This window comes from Halomonas sp. G15 (assembly GCF_021282295.1).
Lineage (GTDB): Bacteria > Pseudomonadota > Gammaproteobacteria > Pseudomonadales > Halomonadaceae > Halomonas > Halomonas alimentaria.
This window is the reverse complement of record NZ_JAJSPA010000012.1, coordinates 27,227-45,574: the sequence shown is the minus strand read 5'-3', so window position 1 is coordinate 45,574 and position 18,348 is coordinate 27,227. Positions and strand designations below refer to the sequence as shown.

General features: G+C 66.2%; 14 protein-coding genes and 2 tRNA genes. 15 read left to right on the top strand and 1 reads right to left on the bottom strand.

Going from position 1 to position 18,348, the window contains the following annotated elements:
• The first annotated feature begins 4 nt into the window (after nucleotides 1–4).
• From dapB to greA, 4 genes are all read left to right on the top strand, one after another.
• Nucleotides 5–811 (top strand): 4-hydroxy-tetrahydrodipicolinate reductase, encoded by an 807-nt coding sequence (dapB, locus tag LWH48_RS07790; RefSeq protein WP_232912137.1) that lies wholly within the window; start codon nucleotides 5–7, stop codon nucleotides 809–811.
• 270 nt (nucleotides 812–1,081) lie between these two features.
• Entirely contained in the window at nucleotides 1,082–2,230 is a 1,149-nt protein-coding gene (gene carA, locus LWH48_RS07785) for a glutamine-hydrolyzing carbamoyl-phosphate synthase small subunit (RefSeq protein ID WP_232912136.1), read from the top strand.
• Nucleotides 2,231–2,288: 58 nt separating this feature from the next.
• Nucleotides 2,289–5,519, top strand: coding sequence for a carbamoyl-phosphate synthase large subunit (gene carB, locus LWH48_RS07780; RefSeq protein ID WP_232912135.1), 3,231 nt, complete (start codon nucleotides 2,289–2,291; stop codon nucleotides 5,517–5,519).
• Entirely contained in the window at nucleotides 5,516–5,992 is a 477-nt protein-coding gene (gene greA, locus LWH48_RS07775) for a transcription elongation factor GreA (RefSeq protein ID WP_213312212.1), read from the top strand. The genes carB and greA overlap by 4 nt, the downstream gene beginning before the upstream one ends.
• Before the next feature lie 129 nt (nucleotides 5,993–6,121).
• On the opposite strand, the gene LWH48_RS07770 is transcribed toward greA, so the two are convergent.
• Nucleotides 6,122–6,448, bottom strand: a complete 327-nt coding sequence (locus tag LWH48_RS07770) for a YhbY family RNA-binding protein (RefSeq protein WP_232912134.1) — start codon at nucleotides 6,446–6,448, stop codon at nucleotides 6,122–6,124.
• A 167-nt stretch (nucleotides 6,449–6,615) separates the two neighbouring features.
• Here LWH48_RS07770 and rlmE point away from each other — a divergent pair, with 167 nt between their 5' ends.
• From rlmE to infB, 11 genes are all read left to right on the top strand, one after another.
• Complete coding sequence (gene rlmE / locus LWH48_RS07765; protein WP_232912133.1) at nucleotides 6,616–7,275, top strand: 23S rRNA (uridine(2552)-2'-O)-methyltransferase RlmE; 660 nt, start codon at nucleotides 6,616–6,618, stop codon at nucleotides 7,273–7,275.
• A gap of 367 nt (nucleotides 7,276–7,642) precedes the next feature.
• Entirely contained in the window at nucleotides 7,643–9,628 is a 1,986-nt protein-coding gene (gene ftsH, locus LWH48_RS07760; RefSeq protein ID WP_232912132.1) for an ATP-dependent zinc metalloprotease FtsH, read from the top strand.
• 88 nt (nucleotides 9,629–9,716) lie between these two features.
• Nucleotides 9,717–10,568, top strand: coding sequence for a dihydropteroate synthase (gene folP, locus LWH48_RS07755; protein ID WP_232912131.1), 852 nt, complete (start codon nucleotides 9,717–9,719; stop codon nucleotides 10,566–10,568).
• Complete coding sequence (glmM, locus tag LWH48_RS07750; RefSeq protein WP_232912130.1) at nucleotides 10,568–11,926, top strand: phosphoglucosamine mutase; 1,359 nt, start codon at nucleotides 10,568–10,570, stop codon at nucleotides 11,924–11,926. Before folP ends, glmM begins: the two co-directional genes overlap by 1 nt.
• Before the next feature lie 74 nt (nucleotides 11,927–12,000).
• Entirely contained in the window at nucleotides 12,001–12,750 is a 750-nt protein-coding gene (gene tpiA, locus LWH48_RS07745; RefSeq protein ID WP_161430131.1) for a triose-phosphate isomerase, read from the top strand.
• Between the two features lie 4 nt (nucleotides 12,751–12,754).
• Nucleotides 12,755–13,114 carry a preprotein translocase subunit SecG gene (gene secG, locus LWH48_RS07740; RefSeq protein WP_161430132.1) on the top strand — a complete coding sequence of 120 codons (360 nt, stop codon included), beginning with the start codon at nucleotides 12,755–12,757 and terminating at the stop codon, nucleotides 13,112–13,114.
• A gap of 30 nt (nucleotides 13,115–13,144) precedes the next feature.
• Nucleotides 13,145–13,231: transfer RNA gene (locus tag LWH48_RS07735), tRNA-Leu, on the top strand.
• A 127-nt stretch (nucleotides 13,232–13,358) separates the two neighbouring features.
• Nucleotides 13,359–13,435, top strand: a tRNA-Met gene (locus tag LWH48_RS07730).
• Between the two features lie 235 nt (nucleotides 13,436–13,670).
• On the top strand, nucleotides 13,671–14,132 hold the full coding sequence (gene rimP, locus LWH48_RS07725) for a ribosome maturation factor RimP (protein ID WP_161430133.1): 462 nt from the start codon (nucleotides 13,671–13,673) through the stop codon (nucleotides 14,130–14,132).
• 81 nt (nucleotides 14,133–14,213) lie between these two features.
• Nucleotides 14,214–15,704 carry a transcription termination factor NusA gene (nusA, locus tag LWH48_RS07720; protein WP_161430134.1) on the top strand — a complete coding sequence of 497 codons (1,491 nt, stop codon included), beginning with the start codon at nucleotides 14,214–14,216 and terminating at the stop codon, nucleotides 15,702–15,704.
• 117 nt (nucleotides 15,705–15,821) lie between these two features.
• On the top strand, nucleotides 15,822–18,344 hold the full coding sequence (gene infB, locus LWH48_RS07715; RefSeq protein WP_161430135.1) for a translation initiation factor IF-2: 2,523 nt from the start codon (nucleotides 15,822–15,824) through the stop codon (nucleotides 18,342–18,344).
• Nucleotides 18,345–18,348: the final 4 nt, after the last annotated feature.

Sequence of the window (18,348 nt, the reverse complement as noted above, 5' to 3'; positions counted from 1 at the left end):
CCTCATGACCCGAATCGCCATCGTCGGTGTCGCCGGCCGCATGGGCCGCACCCTGGTCAATGCCGTTCAGCAGGATGACGGCGCCACCCTGGCGGGGGGCATCGTTGAGCCGGGCAGTTCGCTGGTCGGTGCCGATATCGGCGAGCTGGCCGGGGTCGGCCGGGTGGGTGTGGCCGCGGTGGACGCGCTGGACGCCATCGTCGATGACTTCGATGTGCTGATCGACTTCACTGCCCCTCGGGTGACGCTTTCCAACCTGGCGTTCTGCGCCGCCCACGGCAAGCGCATGGTGATCGGTACCACCGGGCTCTCCGACGAGGAGCTGGCCGAGCTCGACGCCTTCCGTGAGCAGCTGCCCTTCGTCTTCGCCCCCAACATGAGCGTGGGGGTGAACCTGACCCTCAAGCTGCTGGAGACCGCGGCCCGGGCGCTGGGCGACGAGGGCTACGATATCGAGGTGATCGAGTCCCACCACCGCCACAAGGTGGATGCCCCCTCCGGCACCGCGCTGAAGATGGGCGAGGTGGTGGCCGAGAGCCTGGGCCGCACCCTCAAGGAGCATGGCGTCTTCGAGCGGGTGGGGCAGTGCGGGCCGCGCAGCGACAAGGAGATCGGCTTCGCCACCGTGCGCGCCGGGGATATCGTCGGCGAGCACACGGTGATGTTCGCCACCGAGGGCGAGCGCATCGAGATCACCCACAAGGCCTCGAGCCGCATGACCTTCGCCAAGGGGGCGGTGCGCGCCGCGCGCTGGGTGGCCGGTCAGGACAAGGGGCGCTACGCCATGCAGGATGTGCTCGGTCTCGACTAAAGGGGTAGTCGAAGGGCGGAGTTTCCTGTAATATCCCCAAAATTTTGGCCGGGCGCCTGGGCGAAAGCCCAACACAGCGCTTGTTGCTTCGGCCCTTTGTTCTGAGCGAACCAGCTCTGAGCACATCAGTTCCGAGCGAATGACAACAAGCGGGATGAAACCGGTCACCATCGGGTTTCGTCCCGCTTTTTTGCGGGCCGGCCATCGGCCACCGTATGCCTTGACGAGCTGTCTCGATAGCTCGCTCTAAAAACCTGGGAGGACGTTGCATTGAACAGACCCGCGATACTGGCCCTGGAAGACGGCAGTGTGTTTCACGGCACGGCCATCGGTGCCGATGGACAGACCAGCGGTGAGGTGGTGTTCAATACGGCCATGACCGGCTATCAGGAGATCCTGACCGACCCCTCCTACACCCGACAGATCGTCACCCTGACCTACCCCCATATCGGCAACACCGGCGTCAACGCCGAGGACGTGGAGTCCGGGGCCATCGCCGCCGCCGGCCTGGTGATCCGCGACCTGCCGCTGCTGGCCAGCAGCTTCCGCTGCGAACAGACCCTCTCCGACTACCTCAAGGGCCAGAACGTGCTGGGCATCGCCGAGATCGATACCCGCCGCCTGACGCGCATCCTGCGCGACAAGGGCGCCCAGAACGGCGCGATCCTGGCCGGCAGCGAGGCCGAGGGCGAGGACGCCGTGGAGCGTGCCCTGGCCGCCGCCCGCGCCTTCCCGGGCCTCAAGGGCATGGATCTGGCCAAGGTGGTCTCCTGCCAGAGCCCCTACGAGTGGAGCGAGGGCGAGTGGGCCCTGGGTCAGGGTTACGCCGACACCACCCAGGGTGAGCGTCCCTTCCACGTGGTCGCCTACGACTTCGGCGTCAAGCGCAACATCCTGCGCATGCTGGCCTCCCGCGGCTGCCGCCTGACCGTGGTGCCGGCCCAGACTCCGGCGTCCGAGGTGCTGGCCATGGCCCCCGACGGCATCTTCCTGGCCAACGGCCCCGGTGATCCCGAGCCCTGCGACTACGCCATCAAGGCGATCCAGGAGATCCTCGAGACCGAGATCCCGCTGTTCGGCATCTGCCTGGGCCACCAGCTGTTGGCCCTGGCCAGCGGGGCGAAGACCGTGAAGATGAACCACGGCCACCATGGTGCCAACCACCCGGTACAGGACCTCGACACCGGCCATGTGATGATCACCAGCCAGAACCACGGCTTCGCCGCCGACGAGGCGAGCCTGCCGGCCAACCTGCGGGCCACCCACCGCTCGCTGTTCGACGGCACCCTGCAGGGGATCGAGCGCACCGACCGCCCGGCCTTCAGCTTCCAGGGTCACCCGGAGGCGAGCCCCGGGCCCCGGGACGTCGCGCCGCTGTTCGATCGTTTCGTCGAGATGATGCGGACCCGCCAGGCCTGAGCCTGGGGAATCGCCACACTCACGTCGCCACTCGTCACCCTTTTCAGCGGGAAGCACCATGCCCAAGCGTACCGACATCCAGAGCATCCTGATCATTGGCGCCGGCCCCATCGTCATCGGCCAGGCGTGTGAATTCGACTACTCCGGCGCCCAGGCCTGCAAGGCGCTGCGCGAGGAGGGCTACCGGGTCATCCTGGTCAACTCCAACCCGGCCACCATCATGACCGACCCGGCCATGGCCGATGCCACCTATATCGAGCCGATCACCTGGCAGGCGGTGGAGAAGATCATCGAGGCCGAGCGCCCCGACGTCATCCTGCCCACCATGGGTGGCCAGACCGCGCTCAACTGCGCCCTGGAGCTGGACAAGCACGGCGTGCTGGCCAAGTACGGCGTGGAGATGATCGGCGCCAACGCCGACGCCATCAACAAGGCCGAGGATCGCGACCTCTTCGACCAGGCCATGAAGCGCATCGGGCTGGAGTGCCCCAAGGCCGAGGTGGCCCACAGCATGGAGGAGGCCTGGCGCATCCAGGGGGATCTGGGCTTCCCGGTGATCATCCGCCCCTCCTACACCATGGGCGGTTCCGGCGGCGGCGTGGCCTACAACAAGGAGGAGTTCGAGGAGATCTGCCAGCGGGGCTTCGAGCTCTCCAACAACCACGAGCTGCTGATCGACGAGTCGCTGCTGGGCTGGAAGGAGTACGAGATGGAGGTCGTTCGTGACAAGAACGACAACTGCATCATCGTCTGCGCCATCGAGAACTTCGATCCCATGGGTGTGCACACCGGCGACTCCATCACCGTGGCCCCGGCCCAGACGCTGACCGACAAGGAATACCAGATCATGCGCGACGCCTCGCTGGCGGTGCTGCGCGAGATCGGCGTCGAGACCGGCGGTTCCAACGTGCAGTTCGGCATGGATCCGAAGACCGGACGCATGGTGGTCATCGAGATGAACCCGCGGGTGTCGCGCTCGTCGGCGCTGGCCTCCAAGGCCACCGGCTTCCCGATCGCCAAGATCGCCGCCAAGCTGGCGGTGGGCTACACCCTGGACGAGCTGCAGAACGACATCACCGGCGGGCGCACCCCGGCCTCCTTCGAGCCGTCCATCGACTACGTGGTCACCAAGATCCCGCGCTTCACCTTCGAGAAGTTCCCCCAGGCCAACGACCGCCTGACCACCCAGATGAAGTCGGTGGGCGAGGTGATGGCCATCGGGCGCACCTTCCAGGAGTCGCTGCAGAAGGCGCTGCGTGGCCTGGAGACCGGCAACGATGGCCTGGACCCCAAGGTCACCCGCTTCGACGCCGACGGGATGGCGCATATCAAGGGCGAGCTGCAGGCCGCCGGCGCCGAGCGCATCTTCTTTATCGCCGATGCCATGCGCGCCGGCATGAGTCGCGACGAGATCTTCACGCTGACCAATATCGATCCCTGGTTCCTGGTCCAGCTCGAGGACCTGGTCGCCACCGAGGCCGAGGTGGCCCGTCGCTCGCTCTCCGAGCTCGACAAGCGTGAGCTGTTCCGCCTCAAGCGCAAGGGCTTCAGCGATGCGCGACTGGCCAGCCTGCTCGGCGTCTCCGAGAAGGAGTTCCGCAAGACCCGCCAGCAGGCCGGTATCCGCCCGGTCTACAAGCGCGTCGACACCTGCGCCGCGGAGTTCGCCTCGGACACCGCCTACATGTACTCCACCTACGAGGAGGAGTGCGAGGCGGAGGTCTCCGACCGCCAGAAGATCATGGTGCTGGGCGGCGGGCCCAACCGCATCGGCCAGGGCATCGAGTTCGACTACTGCTGCGTCCATGCCGCCTTCGCCATGCACGACGACGGCTATGAGACCATCATGGTCAACTGCAACCCGGAGACCGTCTCCACCGACTACGACACCAGCGACCGCCTCTACTTCGAGCCGGTGACCCTGGAGGACGTGCTGGAGATCGCCGACAAGGAGCAGCCGGTCGGCGTGATCGTGCAGTTCGGTGGCCAGACCCCGCTGAAGCTGGCCCGCGAGCTCGAGGCCGCCGGCGTGCCGATCATCGGCACCACCCCCGACGCCATCGACCGCGCCGAGGACCGCGAGCGCTTCCAGCAGATGATCGAGAAGCTGGGCCTCAAGCAGCCGCCCAACGCTACCGCGCGCAGCTTCGAGGAGGCCTTCGCCAAGGCCGAGACCATCGGCTATCCGCTGGTGGTCCGCCCCAGCTACGTGCTGGGCGGCCGCGCCATGGAGATCGTCTACGACGCCTCGGAGCTGGAGAACTACATGACCCACGCGGTCAAGGTCTCCAACGACTCGCCGGTGCTGCTCGACCACTTCCTCAACGCCGCCATCGAGATCGACATCGATGCGGTCAGCGACGGCAAGGAAGTGGTGATCGGCGGTATCATGCAGCATATCGAACAGGCCGGGGTGCACTCCGGCGACTCCGCCTGCTCGCTGCCGCCCTACTCGCTGCCCGCCGAGGTGCAGGATGAGATGCGTGACCAGGTCCGGCAGATGGCGGTGGAGCTTGGCGTCAAGGGCCTGATGAACGTGCAGCTGGCCTGGCAGGACGGCGAGATCTACATCATCGAGGTCAACCCCCGCGCCTCGCGCACCGTGCCCTTCGTCTCCAAGTGCATCGGCACCTCGCTGGCCCAGATCGCCGCCCGCTGCATGGCCGGCACCACCCTGGCCGAGCAGGGCTTTACCCGGGAGATCGTGCCGCACTTCTTCAGCGTCAAGGAGGCGGTCTTCCCGTTCAACAAGTTCCCCGGGGTCGACCCGATCCTGTCGCCGGAGATGAAGTCCACCGGTGAGGTGATGGGCTCAGGCGATACCTTCGCCGAGGCCTTCTACAAGGCGCAGCTGGGTGCCGGCGAGGCGATTCCGCCGCTTTCCGGGCCGCGCAAGGCGTTCCTTTCGGTGCGCGAGCCGGACAAGGCGGGTGTTATCGAGGTGGCGCGTTCTCTGGTAACATTGGGCTTCACGCTGTGCGCGACCCGCGGTACCGCCGCGGCCCTAGAGGCCGCCGGTATCGATGTCGAGGTCGTGAACAAGGTCTTCGAAGGCCGCCCGCATATCGTCGATCTGCTCAAGAACGACGAGATCGCCTACATCGTCAATACCACCGAGGGTCGCCAGGCGATCAACGACTCCTCGGTGATCCGTCGCACCGCGCTTGCCCGCAAGGTTCCCTACGCCACCACGCTGGCGGGGGCCAGTGCCGTTTGTCTGGCGCTCGAGTACGGCAACGAGATCACGGTGCGGCGGCTACAGGAACTGCATGCAGGAGCTGCACAATGAACAAGGTCCCGATGACCGTCGCCGGAGAGTCGCGCCTGCGCAAGGAGCTCGAGCACCTCAAGAGCGAGGCGCGTCCGAAGGTGATCGCCGCCATCGCCGAGGCCCGTGAACACGGCGACCTCAAGGAGAACGCCGAGTACCATGCCGCCCGCGAGCAGCAGGGTTTCATCGAAGGGCGCATCCAGGAGATCGAGGGCAAGCTCTCCAGTGCCCAGGTGATCGACGTCACCAAGCTGCCCCAGACCGGCAAGGTGATCTTCGGCGTCACCGTGGGGCTGCTCAACCTCGATACCGACGAGGAGGTGACCTACCGCATCGTCGGCGAGGACGAGGCCGACATCAAGCAGGGCCTGATCTCCGTGACCTCGCCCATCGCCCGCGCCCTGATCGGCAAGGAGGAGGGCGACGTGGTGGTGGTCAAGACTCCCGGCGGTGACGTCGAGTATGAGATCTCGAGCGTGGAGCACCTCTAGCCCTTCGGGCAGCTGTAAGCCATAAGCTTTAAGCTATAAGAAGAACACCTCCAGCTCAGGTTTGAGCTGGAGGTGTTCTGGTTTTGACTTACAGCTTACGGCTTAAAGCTTACAGCTCTGAGCGGCAGCTCAGCGGCGGCCGTGGTGCCCCTCGTAGCGCTGCACGTTGGAGAGCTTCGGATTGGCCTGGGGGTTGCGCCGATAGAGCAGCGCCATCTTGCCGATCTTCTGCACCAGCTCGGCGCCGCTCGCCTCGATCAGCTCGTCGAGCATGGCGCCGCGTTCGTCGCGTTCCGGCAGGGCGAACTTCACCTTGATCAGCTCGTGGTCGTTGAGGGCCCGGTCGAGCTCCGCCAGCACTCCTTCGGAGATGCCGTTCTCGGAGATCATGACCACCGGATTCAGGTGGTGACCGATGCTGCGAAATGCTTTCTTTTGTGCCTGTGACAAGCTCATGGTATCTTGCGTCTTCTCGGTTGCGCGCAGCCAGCCATGGTACGCGCAAATCGTCACGCCGAAAACGTCTTCGGTGAAAGCGCCGGACCAACCGGCCATTCTTCGGCGCTTCAGTACCGTATTCCGCTCCGCGCCAGTCACACCCCCGCTACGTTCCAGGTGATGCCGTGGCTCGTTCCCGCACCCCATCTCCCGCCTCCAGCAAGCACTCCGCCAGCAAGACCAGCAAGGGCTGGCTGAAGGAGCACTTCGACGACCAGTACGTGCAGCGCTCCTGGCAGGAGGGCTACCGCTCGCGGGCCAGTTACAAGCTGTTCGAGCTCGACGAGAAGGACCGTCTCCTGGCGCCGGGCATGACGGTGATCGACCTGGGGGCGGCGCCCGGCGGCTGGAGCCAGGTAGCGGCCGAGAAGGTGGGCCCCGAGGGGGTGGTGATCGCCTCCGATATCCTCGAGATGGATGCCCTGGCCGGGGTCGACTTCATCCAGGGCGACTTCACCGAGGAGGCGGTCCTCGAGGCGATCCTCGCCACCCTGGGCGGCCGCCCTGTGGACCTGGTGATGTCGGATATGGCCCCCAACATGAGTGGCATGGCCGCCATCGACCAGCCCCAGGCGATGTATCTGGTGGAGCTGGCGCTGGACCTGGCCGGCCAGACCCTGCGTCCCGGCGGCACCTTCCTGGCCAAGGTGTTCCAGGGCGAGGGCTTCGATGAATACCTGAAGGCGCTGCGCAGCGCCTTCACGCGGGTGGTGACCCGCAAGCCCGGCGCCTCACGGGCGCGCTCCCGTGAGGTCTACCTGCTGGCCCAGGGCTTTCGCGGCTGAGCCTGACCGGATGGGCGCCGTGATAGTCCCGGCCTACCGGGCAGGGCTATCGCAGTTTCAGGAAACCAAGGGGCGCTGGGGGCAAGCCGTAGAGGAGGTCCTACGCCAGGGATGGCGTCGGTAGCGCCCATGGAGGGGTTCACAGCGCCTCCTCGAAGGCTTGTCGCCAGATCAGCCCCGGACGACAAGCTATCCGCGATAGCCCTGGCCTACCGGGGCGATTGCCGGACAGCGCAGCACAAAGTGTGTCACAGTGCCTGCTGCGGTGGACCGCCCGGCGGGCGGTGGCCGAACGCGGCCGGCTCCTGTAGTGTCCAAGGTGCCAGGTCCCTGCGGCCGACAGATTTCAGATATTGAGGGTAGTCCCTTGAACGATATGGCGAAGAACCTGATCCTGTGGTTGGTCATCGCGGCAGTCCTGCTGACGGTGTTCAACAACTTCAGTGTCGATAGTTCACCTCAGGCGATGAACTACTCCCAGTTCGTCCAGCAGGTGCAGAACGAGCAGGTGCGCAGTGTCACCATCGATGGCTATACCATCACCGGTGAGCGTACCGATGGGTCGCAGTTCCGGACCATCCGCCCCGCGGCGGAGGACCCCAAGCTGATGGACGATCTGCTCTCCAGCAATGTCACCGTGGTGGGCAAGGAGCCCGAACAGCAGAGCCTGTGGATGCGGCTGCTGATCGCCAGCTTCCCGATCCTGCTGATCCTGGCCATCTTCATGTTCTTCATGCGCCAGATGCAGGGCGGTGGTGCCGGCAAGGGCGGGCCCATGAGCTTCGGCAAGTCCAAGGCCAAGCTGCTCTCCCAGGATCAGATCAAGACCACCTTCGCCGACGTCGCCGGCTGTGACGAGGCCAAGGAGGAGGTCGAAGAGCTGGTCGACTTCCTGCGCGATCCCACCAAGTTCCAGCGCCTGGGCGGTACCATCCCCCGCGGCGTACTGATGGTGGGCCCGCCGGGTACCGGCAAGACGCTGCTCGCCAAGTCCATCGCCGGCGAGGCCAAGGTGCCGTTCTTCTCCATCTCCGGCTCCGACTTCGTCGAGATGTTCGTCGGTGTGGGTGCCTCCCGCGTGCGTGACATGTTCGAGCAGGCCAAGAAGCAGGCGCCCTGCATCATCTTTATCGACGAGATCGATGCCGTGGGCCGCTCCCGTGGTGTCGGCATGGGCGGCGGCAACGACGAGCGCGAGCAGACCCTCAACCAGCTGCTGGTGGAGATGGACGGCTTCGAGGCCAACGAGGGCATCATCGTCATCGCCGCCACCAACCGTCCCGATGTGCTCGACCCCGCGCTGATGCGCCCGGGCCGCTTCGATCGCCAGGTGGTGGTGCCGCTGCCCGATATCCGCGGCCGCGAACATATCCTCAACGTACACCTGCGCAAGGTGCCGCTGGCCGACGACGTCAAGCCGTCGCTGATCGCCCGCGGTACCCCCGGCTTCTCCGGCGCCGACCTGGCCAACCTGGTCAACGAGGGTGCCCTGTTTGCCGCGCGGCGCAACAAGCGCCTGGTGGGCATGGAAGAGCTGGAGATGGCCAAGGACAAGATCATGATGGGCGCCGAGCGCCGTTCCATGGTCATGACCGAGAAGGAGAAGCTCAATACCGCCTACCACGAGTCGGGCCACGCCATCATCGGCCTGGTGATGCCGGAGCACGACCCGGTCTACAAGGTGACCATCATCCCGCGGGGCCGCGCCCTGGGCGTGACCATGTTCCTGCCCGAGCAGGACCGCTACAGCCTGTCGCGCCAGCAGATCATCAGCCAGATCTGCTCGCTGTTCGGCGGTCGCATCGCCGAGGAGATGACTTTGGGCCCGAATGGCGTCACCACGGGTGCCTCCAATGACATCAAGCGTGCCACCGAACTGGCCCATAACATGGTCGCCAAGTGGGGCCTCTCCGAGGAGATGGGGCCGATCATGTACGACGAGGACGAGTCCCATCAGTTCATGGGCGGTCCCGGCCAGGGCGGCAAGCTCAAGTCCGGCGAGACCATCTCCAAGCTTGATAAGGAGGTGCGCAAGGTCATCGACGGCTGCTACGCAGAGGCCAAGCGCATCCTCGAGGAGAATCGCGACAAGCTCGACGCCATGGCCGATGCGCTGATGAAGTACGAGACCATCGACGCCGACCAGCTCAAGGACATCATGGAGGGACGCACGCCGCGTCCGCCCAAGGATTGGGAGGACGGCGACTCCTCCGGCCCCGGTGCCCCGGTGACCGAGGGTCCCCAGGCCGAGGCTTCCCCGGACGAGCCGGAGCAGGTCGACGGCGACGAGGACGATGACGAAGAGCCGCGGCGGCGGCCCTCCGACCCGCTTGGCGGGCCGGCCGGCTCCTGAGCCCACCGCGTCACTGCCTGTCAGGCGCCCCCGCGGGGGCGCCTTTGCCTTTCTGGTCCACCCCTTTCCGATTACCAGCCGAGCGAAGATGAACCCGAACCACGCCTCCCTGATGTGCGGCCGACACCGGCTCGACCTCTCCTATCCCCGCGTCATGGGGATTCTCAATGTCACTCCCGACTCCTTCTCCGACGGCGGCCGCCATGTGGCCCTGGACGACGCCCTGCGTCACGCCGAACGGATGCTGGCCGAGGGTGCGGCGATGATCGATGTCGGCGGCGAGTCGACCCGTCCGGGGGCCGATCCGGTCTCGCCCCAGGAGGAGCTCGAGCGCGTGGCGCCGGTGGTGGAGGCGCTGGTGCGCGAGCTCGACGCCCTGGTCTCGGTGGACACCAGCTGCCCCGAGGTGATGCGCGAGAGCGCGGCGCTGGGTGCGGGAATGATCAACGACGTGCGCTCGCTGGAGCGCGAAGGGGCGCTGGCCGCGGCCATCGGCAGCGGACTGCCGGTGTGCCTGATGCACCGCCAGGGCGAGCCTCGCGACATGCAGCAGGCGCCCCGCTATGATGTGCCTATCGAGGAGGCGGTGGCCGACTATCTTGCCGCCCGCGTCGCCGAGTGCGAGGCGGCCGGCCTGCGCCGGGAGCGCCTGCTGCTCGACCCGGGCTTCGGCTTCGGCAAGACGGTTGAGCATAACCTGCGCCTGCTCCACCGCATGGGTCGCCTCAGCGAGCTCGAACTGCCGCTGCTGGTGGGCATGTCGCGCAAGAGCATGATCGGCAAGGTGCTGGAGCGTCCGGTGGAGGAGCGCCTGCCCGGTGGCCTGGCGCTGTCGACCCTGGCGGTAGAGCGCGGTGCCCGCATCCTGCGCGTCCACGACGTGGCCCCCACCGTGGATGCGGTGAACATGACCTGGGCCGTACTCAAGGAGGGATGCTGATGGCTCGACGCTACTTCGGAACCGACGGGATTCGCGGCACGGTGGGCGAGCCGCCCATCACTGCCGACTTCATGCTCAAGCTGGGCTGGGCCACCGGCCGCGTGCTGGCCTCGCGCAACCCCAAGCGCCGCCACCGGGTGCTGATCGGCAAGGATACCCGTATCTCCGGCTACATGTTCGAGTCGGCCCTGGAGGCCGGGCTCTCTGCAGCGGGGGTGGACGTGGCCCTGCTCGGCCCCATGCCGACCCCGGGCATCGCCTACCTGACCCGCACCTTCCGTGCCGACGCCGGCATCGTCATCTCGGCGTCGCACAACCCCTTCGCCGACAACGGCATCAAGTTCTTCTCCACCGAGGGCGCCAAGCTCGGCGACGAGCTCGAGGCGGAGATCGAGGCGATGCTCGACGAGCCGTTGACCACCGTGGCCGCCGACCGGCTCGGCAAGGCCGCGCGCATCGACGATGCCGCCGGGCGCTATATCGAATTCTGCAAGTCGACCATTCCCGATCGGGTCAGCCTCGCGGGGCTCAAGGTGGTGCTCGATTGCGCCCACGGCGCCACCTACCACATCGCCCCCAGCGTCTTTCGTGAGCTGGGCGCCGAGGTGAGTCTGATCGGTGCCGCCCCCGACGGCCTCAATATCAACCGCGAGGTGGGCTCCACGCACCCCGCGGCACTGCGTGCGGCGGTGATCCAGCAGGGCGCCGACCTGGGGGTGGCCTTCGACGGCGACGGCGACCGCGTGCTGCTGGTCGACAGCGACGGTCGCGAGATCGACGGCGACGACATCCTCTACCTGATCGCCCGGGACCGCCACGCTCGCGGCGAGCTGGGCGGTGGCGTGGTAGGGACCCTGATGACCAACTTCGGCCTCGCCGCGGCACTCGAGGCCATGGGCGTGCCCTTCGAGCGCGCCAAGGTGGGCGACCGCTACGTGATGGAGCGTCTCGCCGCCAACGGCTGGCAGCTGGGTGGCGAGTCCTCCGGCCATATCGTCTGCGGCCACGTGCAGACCACCGGCGATGGCATCGTCTCGGCGCTGCAGGTGCTGGCCTTCATGGTGCGCGAGGGCAAGTCGCTGCAGCGCCTGCTGGATGGCCTGGAGAAGGCGCCCCAGGCGCTGGTCAATGTGCGCCTCACGCCGGGCAGCGATGCCCGGGCGGTGATGGCCATGCCGGCCCTCCAGGAGACGGTGAGCGAGGTCGAGGGTGAGCTGGGCGACGAGGGGCGGGTGCTGCTGCGACCCTCCGGTACCGAGCCGCTGATCCGGGTGATGGTGGAAGGGCGCCCGCACCTGGACGTGGACGGCCTGGCGCGGCGTCTCGCCGAGCGGGTCGAGGCACTGCTCGACGCCTGAGCGCGCAAGACCACCGGTTGTCTTGACAGGGCCTCTCCTATACCATTTCGCTCCACCTTGAAAGAGGACAGTCGATGCGCACGCCGCTGATTGCCGGCAACTGGAAGATGAATGGCTCGACCGAGCTGGTCGAGGCCTTCGGCCGGACCTTCTCCAGTGCCGCGCTGCCGAGTTCGCTGGAAGCGGCGATCTTTCCGCCCTATCCCTATCTGGAGGCGGCGCGGCGTGCCTTCGCCGAGACCCCGCTGCGGCTCGGCGCCCAGACGCTCAATCCGCTCCACTCCGGCGCCCATACCGGCGAGGTGAGCGGGCGCATGCTGCGCGAGTTCGGCGTCTGTTATGCGTTGGTGGGCCACTCCGAGCGACGCCAGCTCTACCGCGAGAGTGATGAGCAGGTGCACGACCGCCTGCTGGCCGCCCTCGGTGTCGACATCACGCCGGTGCTCTGTGTCGGCGAGACCCTCGAGGAGCGTGATGCCGGTCACACCATGCAGGTGGTGCTGCGCCAAGTCGGTTATGTGATGGCGCGGCTGGAGCCGGAGCAGCGCGAGCGCGTGATCATCGCCTATGAGCCGGTATGGGCCATCGGCACCGGCCGTACCGCGACGCCGGAGCAGGCTCAGGAGGTGATGGCCGGCATCCGCGACTACCAGGCCGGCTTCGATCGCGACCTGGCGGCCGCTCTGCGGCTGCTCTACGGCGGTAGCATGAACGCGGGCAATGCGGCGGAGCTGCTTGCCCAGCCCGATATCGACGGCGGCCTGGTGGGCGGTGCCTCGCTCAAGGTCGACGATTTCCTAGCCATCTGTCAGTCAGCAGGTTGATTCCATGCAAGTTGCCATTCTCATGATCCACGTGGCGATCGCCATCGCCCTGGTCGTCCTGATCCTGCTGCAGCAGGGCAAGGGGGCCGAGGCCGGTGCCGCCTTCGGTGGCGGTGCCTCCCAGACCGTGTTCGGCTCCCGCGGTAGCGGCGGCTTCCTGTCGAAGTTCACCGCCTTGCTGGCAGCGGCCTTCTTCGCCACCTCCCTGACCCTGGCCTGGTTCGCCAGCCAGGCCGGTGATGCCCCCGAGGCGGGAATTCCCGACTCGCGGCTGATCGAGCAGCAGAACAGTGTGCCGACCCTTGACGACGAGGGCTCGAGCATGGATAATGCTGCGCCAGTGCTGGAGGGCAGCGACGAGTAGCTCGCTGCGCAGTTTCCAGCCTCCCCTGATGCCGAAGTGGTGGAATTGGTAGACACGCTATCTTGAGGGGGTAGTGACCTTACGGTCGTGCGGGTTCAAGTCCCGCCTTCGGCACCATCTGATTCATCGCGACGCGCATGCAAGTTTCCGAGCGTCGACGATCCTTCAGAAGCAGGATTGGCAACGCGGTGTGCGCCCCTTGACGGATTCGTCAGTGGCGTGTAACATCACCGACCTAGATTGATGCGGGGTGGAGCAGTCTGGTAGCTCGTCGGGCTCATAACCCGAAGGTCATCGGTTCAAATCCGGTCCCCGCTACCATCTTCCGGCAGGTGCCTGGCGAACAGTAGCATGTTCGTGTGAAGGGGCAGCTATATTACCGGAGTGGTCTACAGGTTTCTTGTGAAAGCCCCTTCCTGTGAAGGGGCTTTTTGTTAGCAGCTTGCCCAGGGCGCCAGGCGCCAGGGCACTGTTCCGGGCAATGCCAATCAGCCACCTGACTTCCCAGTTCACTCCCGGCCAGGTGCCTGATGCAACGGCTGTAGGAGTCTATTCCGTGGCTACCAAGGATGCAGCGCTACACGCATTGATCGACCCCGTGGTCACCGCCATGGGCTTCGAGCTGTGGGGCATCGACCATCTCTCCCAGGGCAAGCACTCGCGTCTGGTGATCTACATCGATCACGAAGACGGCATCAACGTCGACGACTGTGCGGATATCAGCCGCCAGGTCAGTGCCCTGCTCGATGTGGAGGATCCGATCCACGGCGAGTATCGCCTCGAGGTCTCCTCCCCGGGGATGGATCGCCCGCTGTTCACCCTCGATCAGTTTTCCCGCTATCGCGGCCACGAGGTGGCGCTGAAGTTGCGTGCCCCCTTCGAGGGGCGTCGCAAGTTCCAGGGCCTGCTGGCCGGCGTGGAGGGCGATGAGGTGCTGCTGCAGGTCGATGGCGAGGAGTATTGTTTCCCCGTCGATGGCATCGATCAGGCCCGCGTGGTGCCCCGTTTCGAGGACTAGCCCGCGGTTCAAGGATTCGGCCTCCCCCGGGAGGCATGTTGAGCAACAGCTCGAGAACAGGTTTTCTGGCGAGGCAAAGGCATGAGTAAAGAGATTCTGGCGGTCGTCGATGCGATCTCCAACGAGAAGGGGGTTCCCCGCGAGGTGATCTTCGAGGCCGTCGAGGCGGCCCTGGCCAGCGCGTCGCGCAAGCGCTTCGAGGACGAGGAAGCCAGCGTACGGGTGCATATCGATCGCAGCACCGGCGATTACGAGACTTTCCGCCGTTGGGAAGTGGTCGAGGACGATGACTTCGACGGCCCCGATCACCAGATCAAGCTCACCTTCGCCGAACGTCGCGACCCGCCCCTGGGCCTGGGCGACGTGGTCGAGGAGAAGATCGAGAACGCCGACTTCGGCCGCATCGCCGCCCAGACCGCCAAGCAGGTGATCGTGCAGAAGGTCCGCGAGGCCGAGCGCGCCGAAGTGGTGCGCCTCTACGCCGACCGCGAGGGCGAGCTGGTCTCGGGCATCGTCAAGAAGACCACCCGCGACGGGCTGATCATCGATCTGGGGGATAACGCCGAGGCGTTCCTGCCGCGCAGCGAGATGATTCCCGGCGAGCGCTATCGCATGAACGAGCGGGTGCGTGCCCTGCTGATCAAGGTCGACGCGGAGGCTCGCGGTGCGCAGCTGATCCTGTCGCGTACCTGCCCCGAGCTGATCATCGAACTGTTCAGCATCGAGGTCCCGGAGATCGCCGAGCAGCTCATCGAGATCAAGGGTGCCGCCCGCGATCCGGGCTCGCGAGCCAAGATCGCCGTCAAGACCAACGACCGCCGCATCGATCCGGTGGGCGCCTGCGTCGGCATGCGCGGCTCGCGGGTCCAGGCGGTCTCCTCGGAGCTGCAGAACGAGCGTGTCGATATCGTGCTGTGGGACGACAATCCGGCCCAGCTGGTGATCAACGCCATGGCACCGGCGGATGTCGCCTCCATCCTGGTTGACGAGGATGCCCACGCCATGGATGTGGCCGTCGCCGAGGACAACCTGGCCCAGGCCATCGGCCGCAGCGGCCAGAACGTGCGCCTGGCCTCCGAGCTCACCGGCTGGCGGATCAACGTCATGACCGAAGCCGAGGCGGAGGACAAGCGCGACCAGGAGATCGACAGCCTGGTGGAGCACTTCGTGCAGCACCTCGACATCGACGACGATGTGGCGCGCCTGCTGGTGGAGGAGGGCTTCACCACCCTGGAGGAGATTGCCTACGTGCCGGTCGAGGAGATGCTCGAGATCGAGGAGTTCGACGAGGAGACCATCGAGGAGCTGCGCGCTCGCGCCAAGGACGAGCTGCTCAACCTCGCCATCGCCTCCGAGGAGGAGCTGGACGGTGCCCAGCCGGCCGACGACCTGCTGGAGATGGAAGGCATGGAGCGCCACCTGGCCTTCATCCTGGCCAGCCGCGGGATCGTCAGCATGGAGGATCTGGCCGAGCAGTCCGTCGATGACTTGCTGGATATCGAGGGCATCGACGAGGAGCGTGCCGCGTCACTGATCATGACTGCCCGTGCGCCCTGGTTTGAGAACGAGTAGTTCGCATACGAACCGCTCGAAGGCGAATAGCGTGCAGACAAGGGTCCGATGCCCCGCGCTCGGACCGGCAGTATTCGAAGCGAACAGAATTGGGGTCACGGGCTCAGGAGGGTCTACATGTCAGACATGACCGTTAAGGATTTTGCAGCGAAGGTGGGACGCGACGTTCCCCGCCTGCTGGAACAGATGAAAGAAGCCGGGCTCAAGCACAAGTCCGAGGGTGATGCCGTGTCCGAGGAGGACAAGCGTCAGCTGCTCGACTACCTGACCAAGAGCCATGGCGGCGACGCCGAAAAGGCCGCGCCGAAGAACCGCATCACCCTGACGCGCAAGACGCGCAGTCGCATCAACACCGGTGAGCGTGGCAAGACCATCGAGGTGCAGGTGCGCAAGAAGCGCACCTACGTCAAGCGCGCCGAGGAAGAGAGCAAGCCGGAGCCGGTGGAGGACACCGGGCCGCGTCAGCTGGTCGGTGACATGGCCGACTCCCAGCAGGCCCAGGCCGCCAAGGAGGCCCGCGAGGCCGAGGAGGCCAAGGCAAAGGCCGCGGAGCAGGCCGCCCAGGAGGCTGCCGCCAAGCTCGAGGCCCAGAAGGCTGCCGAGGTTCCCGATATTCCGGTACCCGAGCTCGAGACTCCGGCACCTTCCGACGAACCGCCGGCTCCCCCCAAGGAGGGTCGTTCCGATCGTCGCACCGCGCCGCCCAAGAAGGCCGCGGCCAAGAAGGGTCGCCACGAGCGTGACGACGACGACCGCGAGGAGCGGCGTCGTGGCGGCGGCAAGAAGGCCAAGCGCGCCGAGCGCCGTGGCGGTCGCCGCGGTGGCAGCAGCCAGGGCGGTGGCAAGCACGGCTTCCAGAAGCCGACCCAGCCCATCGTTCGCGAGGTCTCGATCCCTGAGTCGATCAGCGTTGCCGACCTGGCCGACAAGATGTCGATCAAGGCCAACGAGGTCATCAAGACCATGTTCACCATGGGCGCGGCGGTGACCATCAACCAGACCATCGATCAGGACACCGCGGCCATCGTGGTCGAGGAGATGGGCCACAAGCCCAAGCTGGTCAAGGATGATGCGCTGGAAGAGGAAGTGCTGGAGAGCATCTCCTACGAGGGGGAAGAGCTCACTCGCGATCCGGTCGTCACCGTGATGGGTCACGTCGACCACGGCAAGACCTCGCTGCTCGACTACATTCGTCAGGCCAAGGTGGCCACCGGCGAGGCCGGCGGCATCACCCAGCATATCGGCGCTTACCACGTCGCTGCCGAGAAGGTGAACGGCTCTCACGGTGTGACCTTCCTGGATACCCCCGGACACGCGGCATTCACCGCCATGCGTGCCCGCGGCGCCAAGGCCACCGACGTGGTCATCCTGGTGGTGGCCGCCGATGACGGCGTGATGCCCCAGACCATCGAGGCCGTTGAGCACTCCAAGGCTGCCGGCGTTCCCATGGTGGTCGCCGTCAACAAGATCGACAAGCCGGCCGCCGACCCGGATCGCGTCAAGAACGAGCTCTCCCAGCACGGCGTCATCTCCGAGGAGTGGGGTGGCGACACCCAGTTCGTGCACGTCTCCGCCAAGACCGGCGAAGGCATCGACGAGCTGCTCGAGGCAGTGCTGCTGGTCTCCGAGGTGCTCGAGCTCAAGGCCGTGCCCGAGGCGCCCGGCAAGGGCGTGGTGGTCGAGTCGCGCCTGGACAAGGGTCGCGGCCCGGTGGCCACCGTGCTGGTCCAGAACGGTACCCTGAAGAAGGGCGACATCGTGCTGGCCGGCCTGCACTACGGCCGCGTGCGCGCACTGACCAACGAGCTCGGCAAGCAGGTCGATGAGGTCGGCCCGGCGATGCCGGTGGAGATCCAGGGCCTCGACGGCACCCCCGAGGCGGGTGACGACTTCATGGTGCTGGCCGACGAGAAGAAGGCCCGCGAGGTCGCCAACTTCCGCCAGGGCAAGTACCGCGAGGTGCGCCTGGCGCGCCAGCAGAAGGCCAAGCTGGAGAACATGTTCAGCCAGATGGGCCAGGAGGTCGCCGCCAAGCTCAATATCGTGCTCAAGGCCGACGTCCAGGGCTCGCTGGAAGCGATCAAGGGCGCACTGGAAGAGCTCTCCACCGACGAGGTGGAAGTGGCTGTGGTCTCCTCAGGCGTGGGTGGCATCACCGGAACCGACGCCAACCTGGCGCTGGCCTCCGAGGCCATCGTGATCGGCTTCAACGTGCGTGCCGACGCCGCCGCCCGCGAGATCATCGAGCGCGAAGGCCTCGACCTGCGCTACTACAGCGTCATCTACCAGCTGATCGATGAGGTCAAGCAGGCGATGACCGGCATGCTGGCACCGGAGTGGAAGGAAGAGATCGTCGGTGTGGCCGAGGTCCGCGACGTCTTCCGTGCGCCCAAGATCGGCGCCATCGCCGGCTGCATGGTCATCGAGGGCAGCGTGCACCGCAACAAGAAGATCCGTGTGCTGCGCGACGATGTGGTCATCTACGAGGGCGAGCTCGAGTCGCTGCGCCGCTTCAAGGACGACGTCCAGGAAGTGCGCAACGGCATGGAGTGCGGCATCGGCGTGAAGAACTACAACGATGTCCAGGTCGGCGACAAGATCGAGGTCTTCGATCAGGTCAAGGTCGAGCGGACCCTCTAAGGGC

Excerpts from the sequence above, each read along its gene's own strand:
- dapB (WP_232912137.1), top strand. The coding sequence starts at position 5 with ATGACCCGAATCGCCATCGTCGGTGTCGCCGGCCGCATGGGCCGCACC.
- carB (WP_232912135.1), top strand. The coding sequence starts at position 2,289 with ATGCCCAAGCGTACCGACATCCAGAGCATCCTGATCATTGGCGCCGGC.
- greA (WP_213312212.1), top strand. The coding sequence starts at position 5,516 with ATGAACAAGGTCCCGATGACCGTCGCCGGAGAGTCGCGCCTGCGCAAG.
- LWH48_RS07770 (WP_232912134.1), bottom strand. The coding sequence starts at position 6,448 with ATGAGCTTGTCACAGGCACAAAAGAAAGCATTTCGCAGCATCGGTCAC.
- folP (WP_232912131.1), top strand. The coding sequence starts at position 9,717 with ATGAACCCGAACCACGCCTCCCTGATGTGCGGCCGACACCGGCTCGAC.
- glmM (WP_232912130.1), top strand. The coding sequence starts at position 10,568 with ATGGCTCGACGCTACTTCGGAACCGACGGGATTCGCGGCACGGTGGGC.
- tpiA (WP_161430131.1), top strand. The coding sequence starts at position 12,001 with ATGCGCACGCCGCTGATTGCCGGCAACTGGAAGATGAATGGCTCGACC.
- secG (WP_161430132.1), top strand. The coding sequence starts at position 12,755 with ATGCAAGTTGCCATTCTCATGATCCACGTGGCGATCGCCATCGCCCTG.
- nusA (WP_161430134.1), top strand. The coding sequence starts at position 14,214 with ATGAGTAAAGAGATTCTGGCGGTCGTCGATGCGATCTCCAACGAGAAG.
- infB (WP_161430135.1), top strand. The coding sequence starts at position 15,822 with ATGTCAGACATGACCGTTAAGGATTTTGCAGCGAAGGTGGGACGCGAC.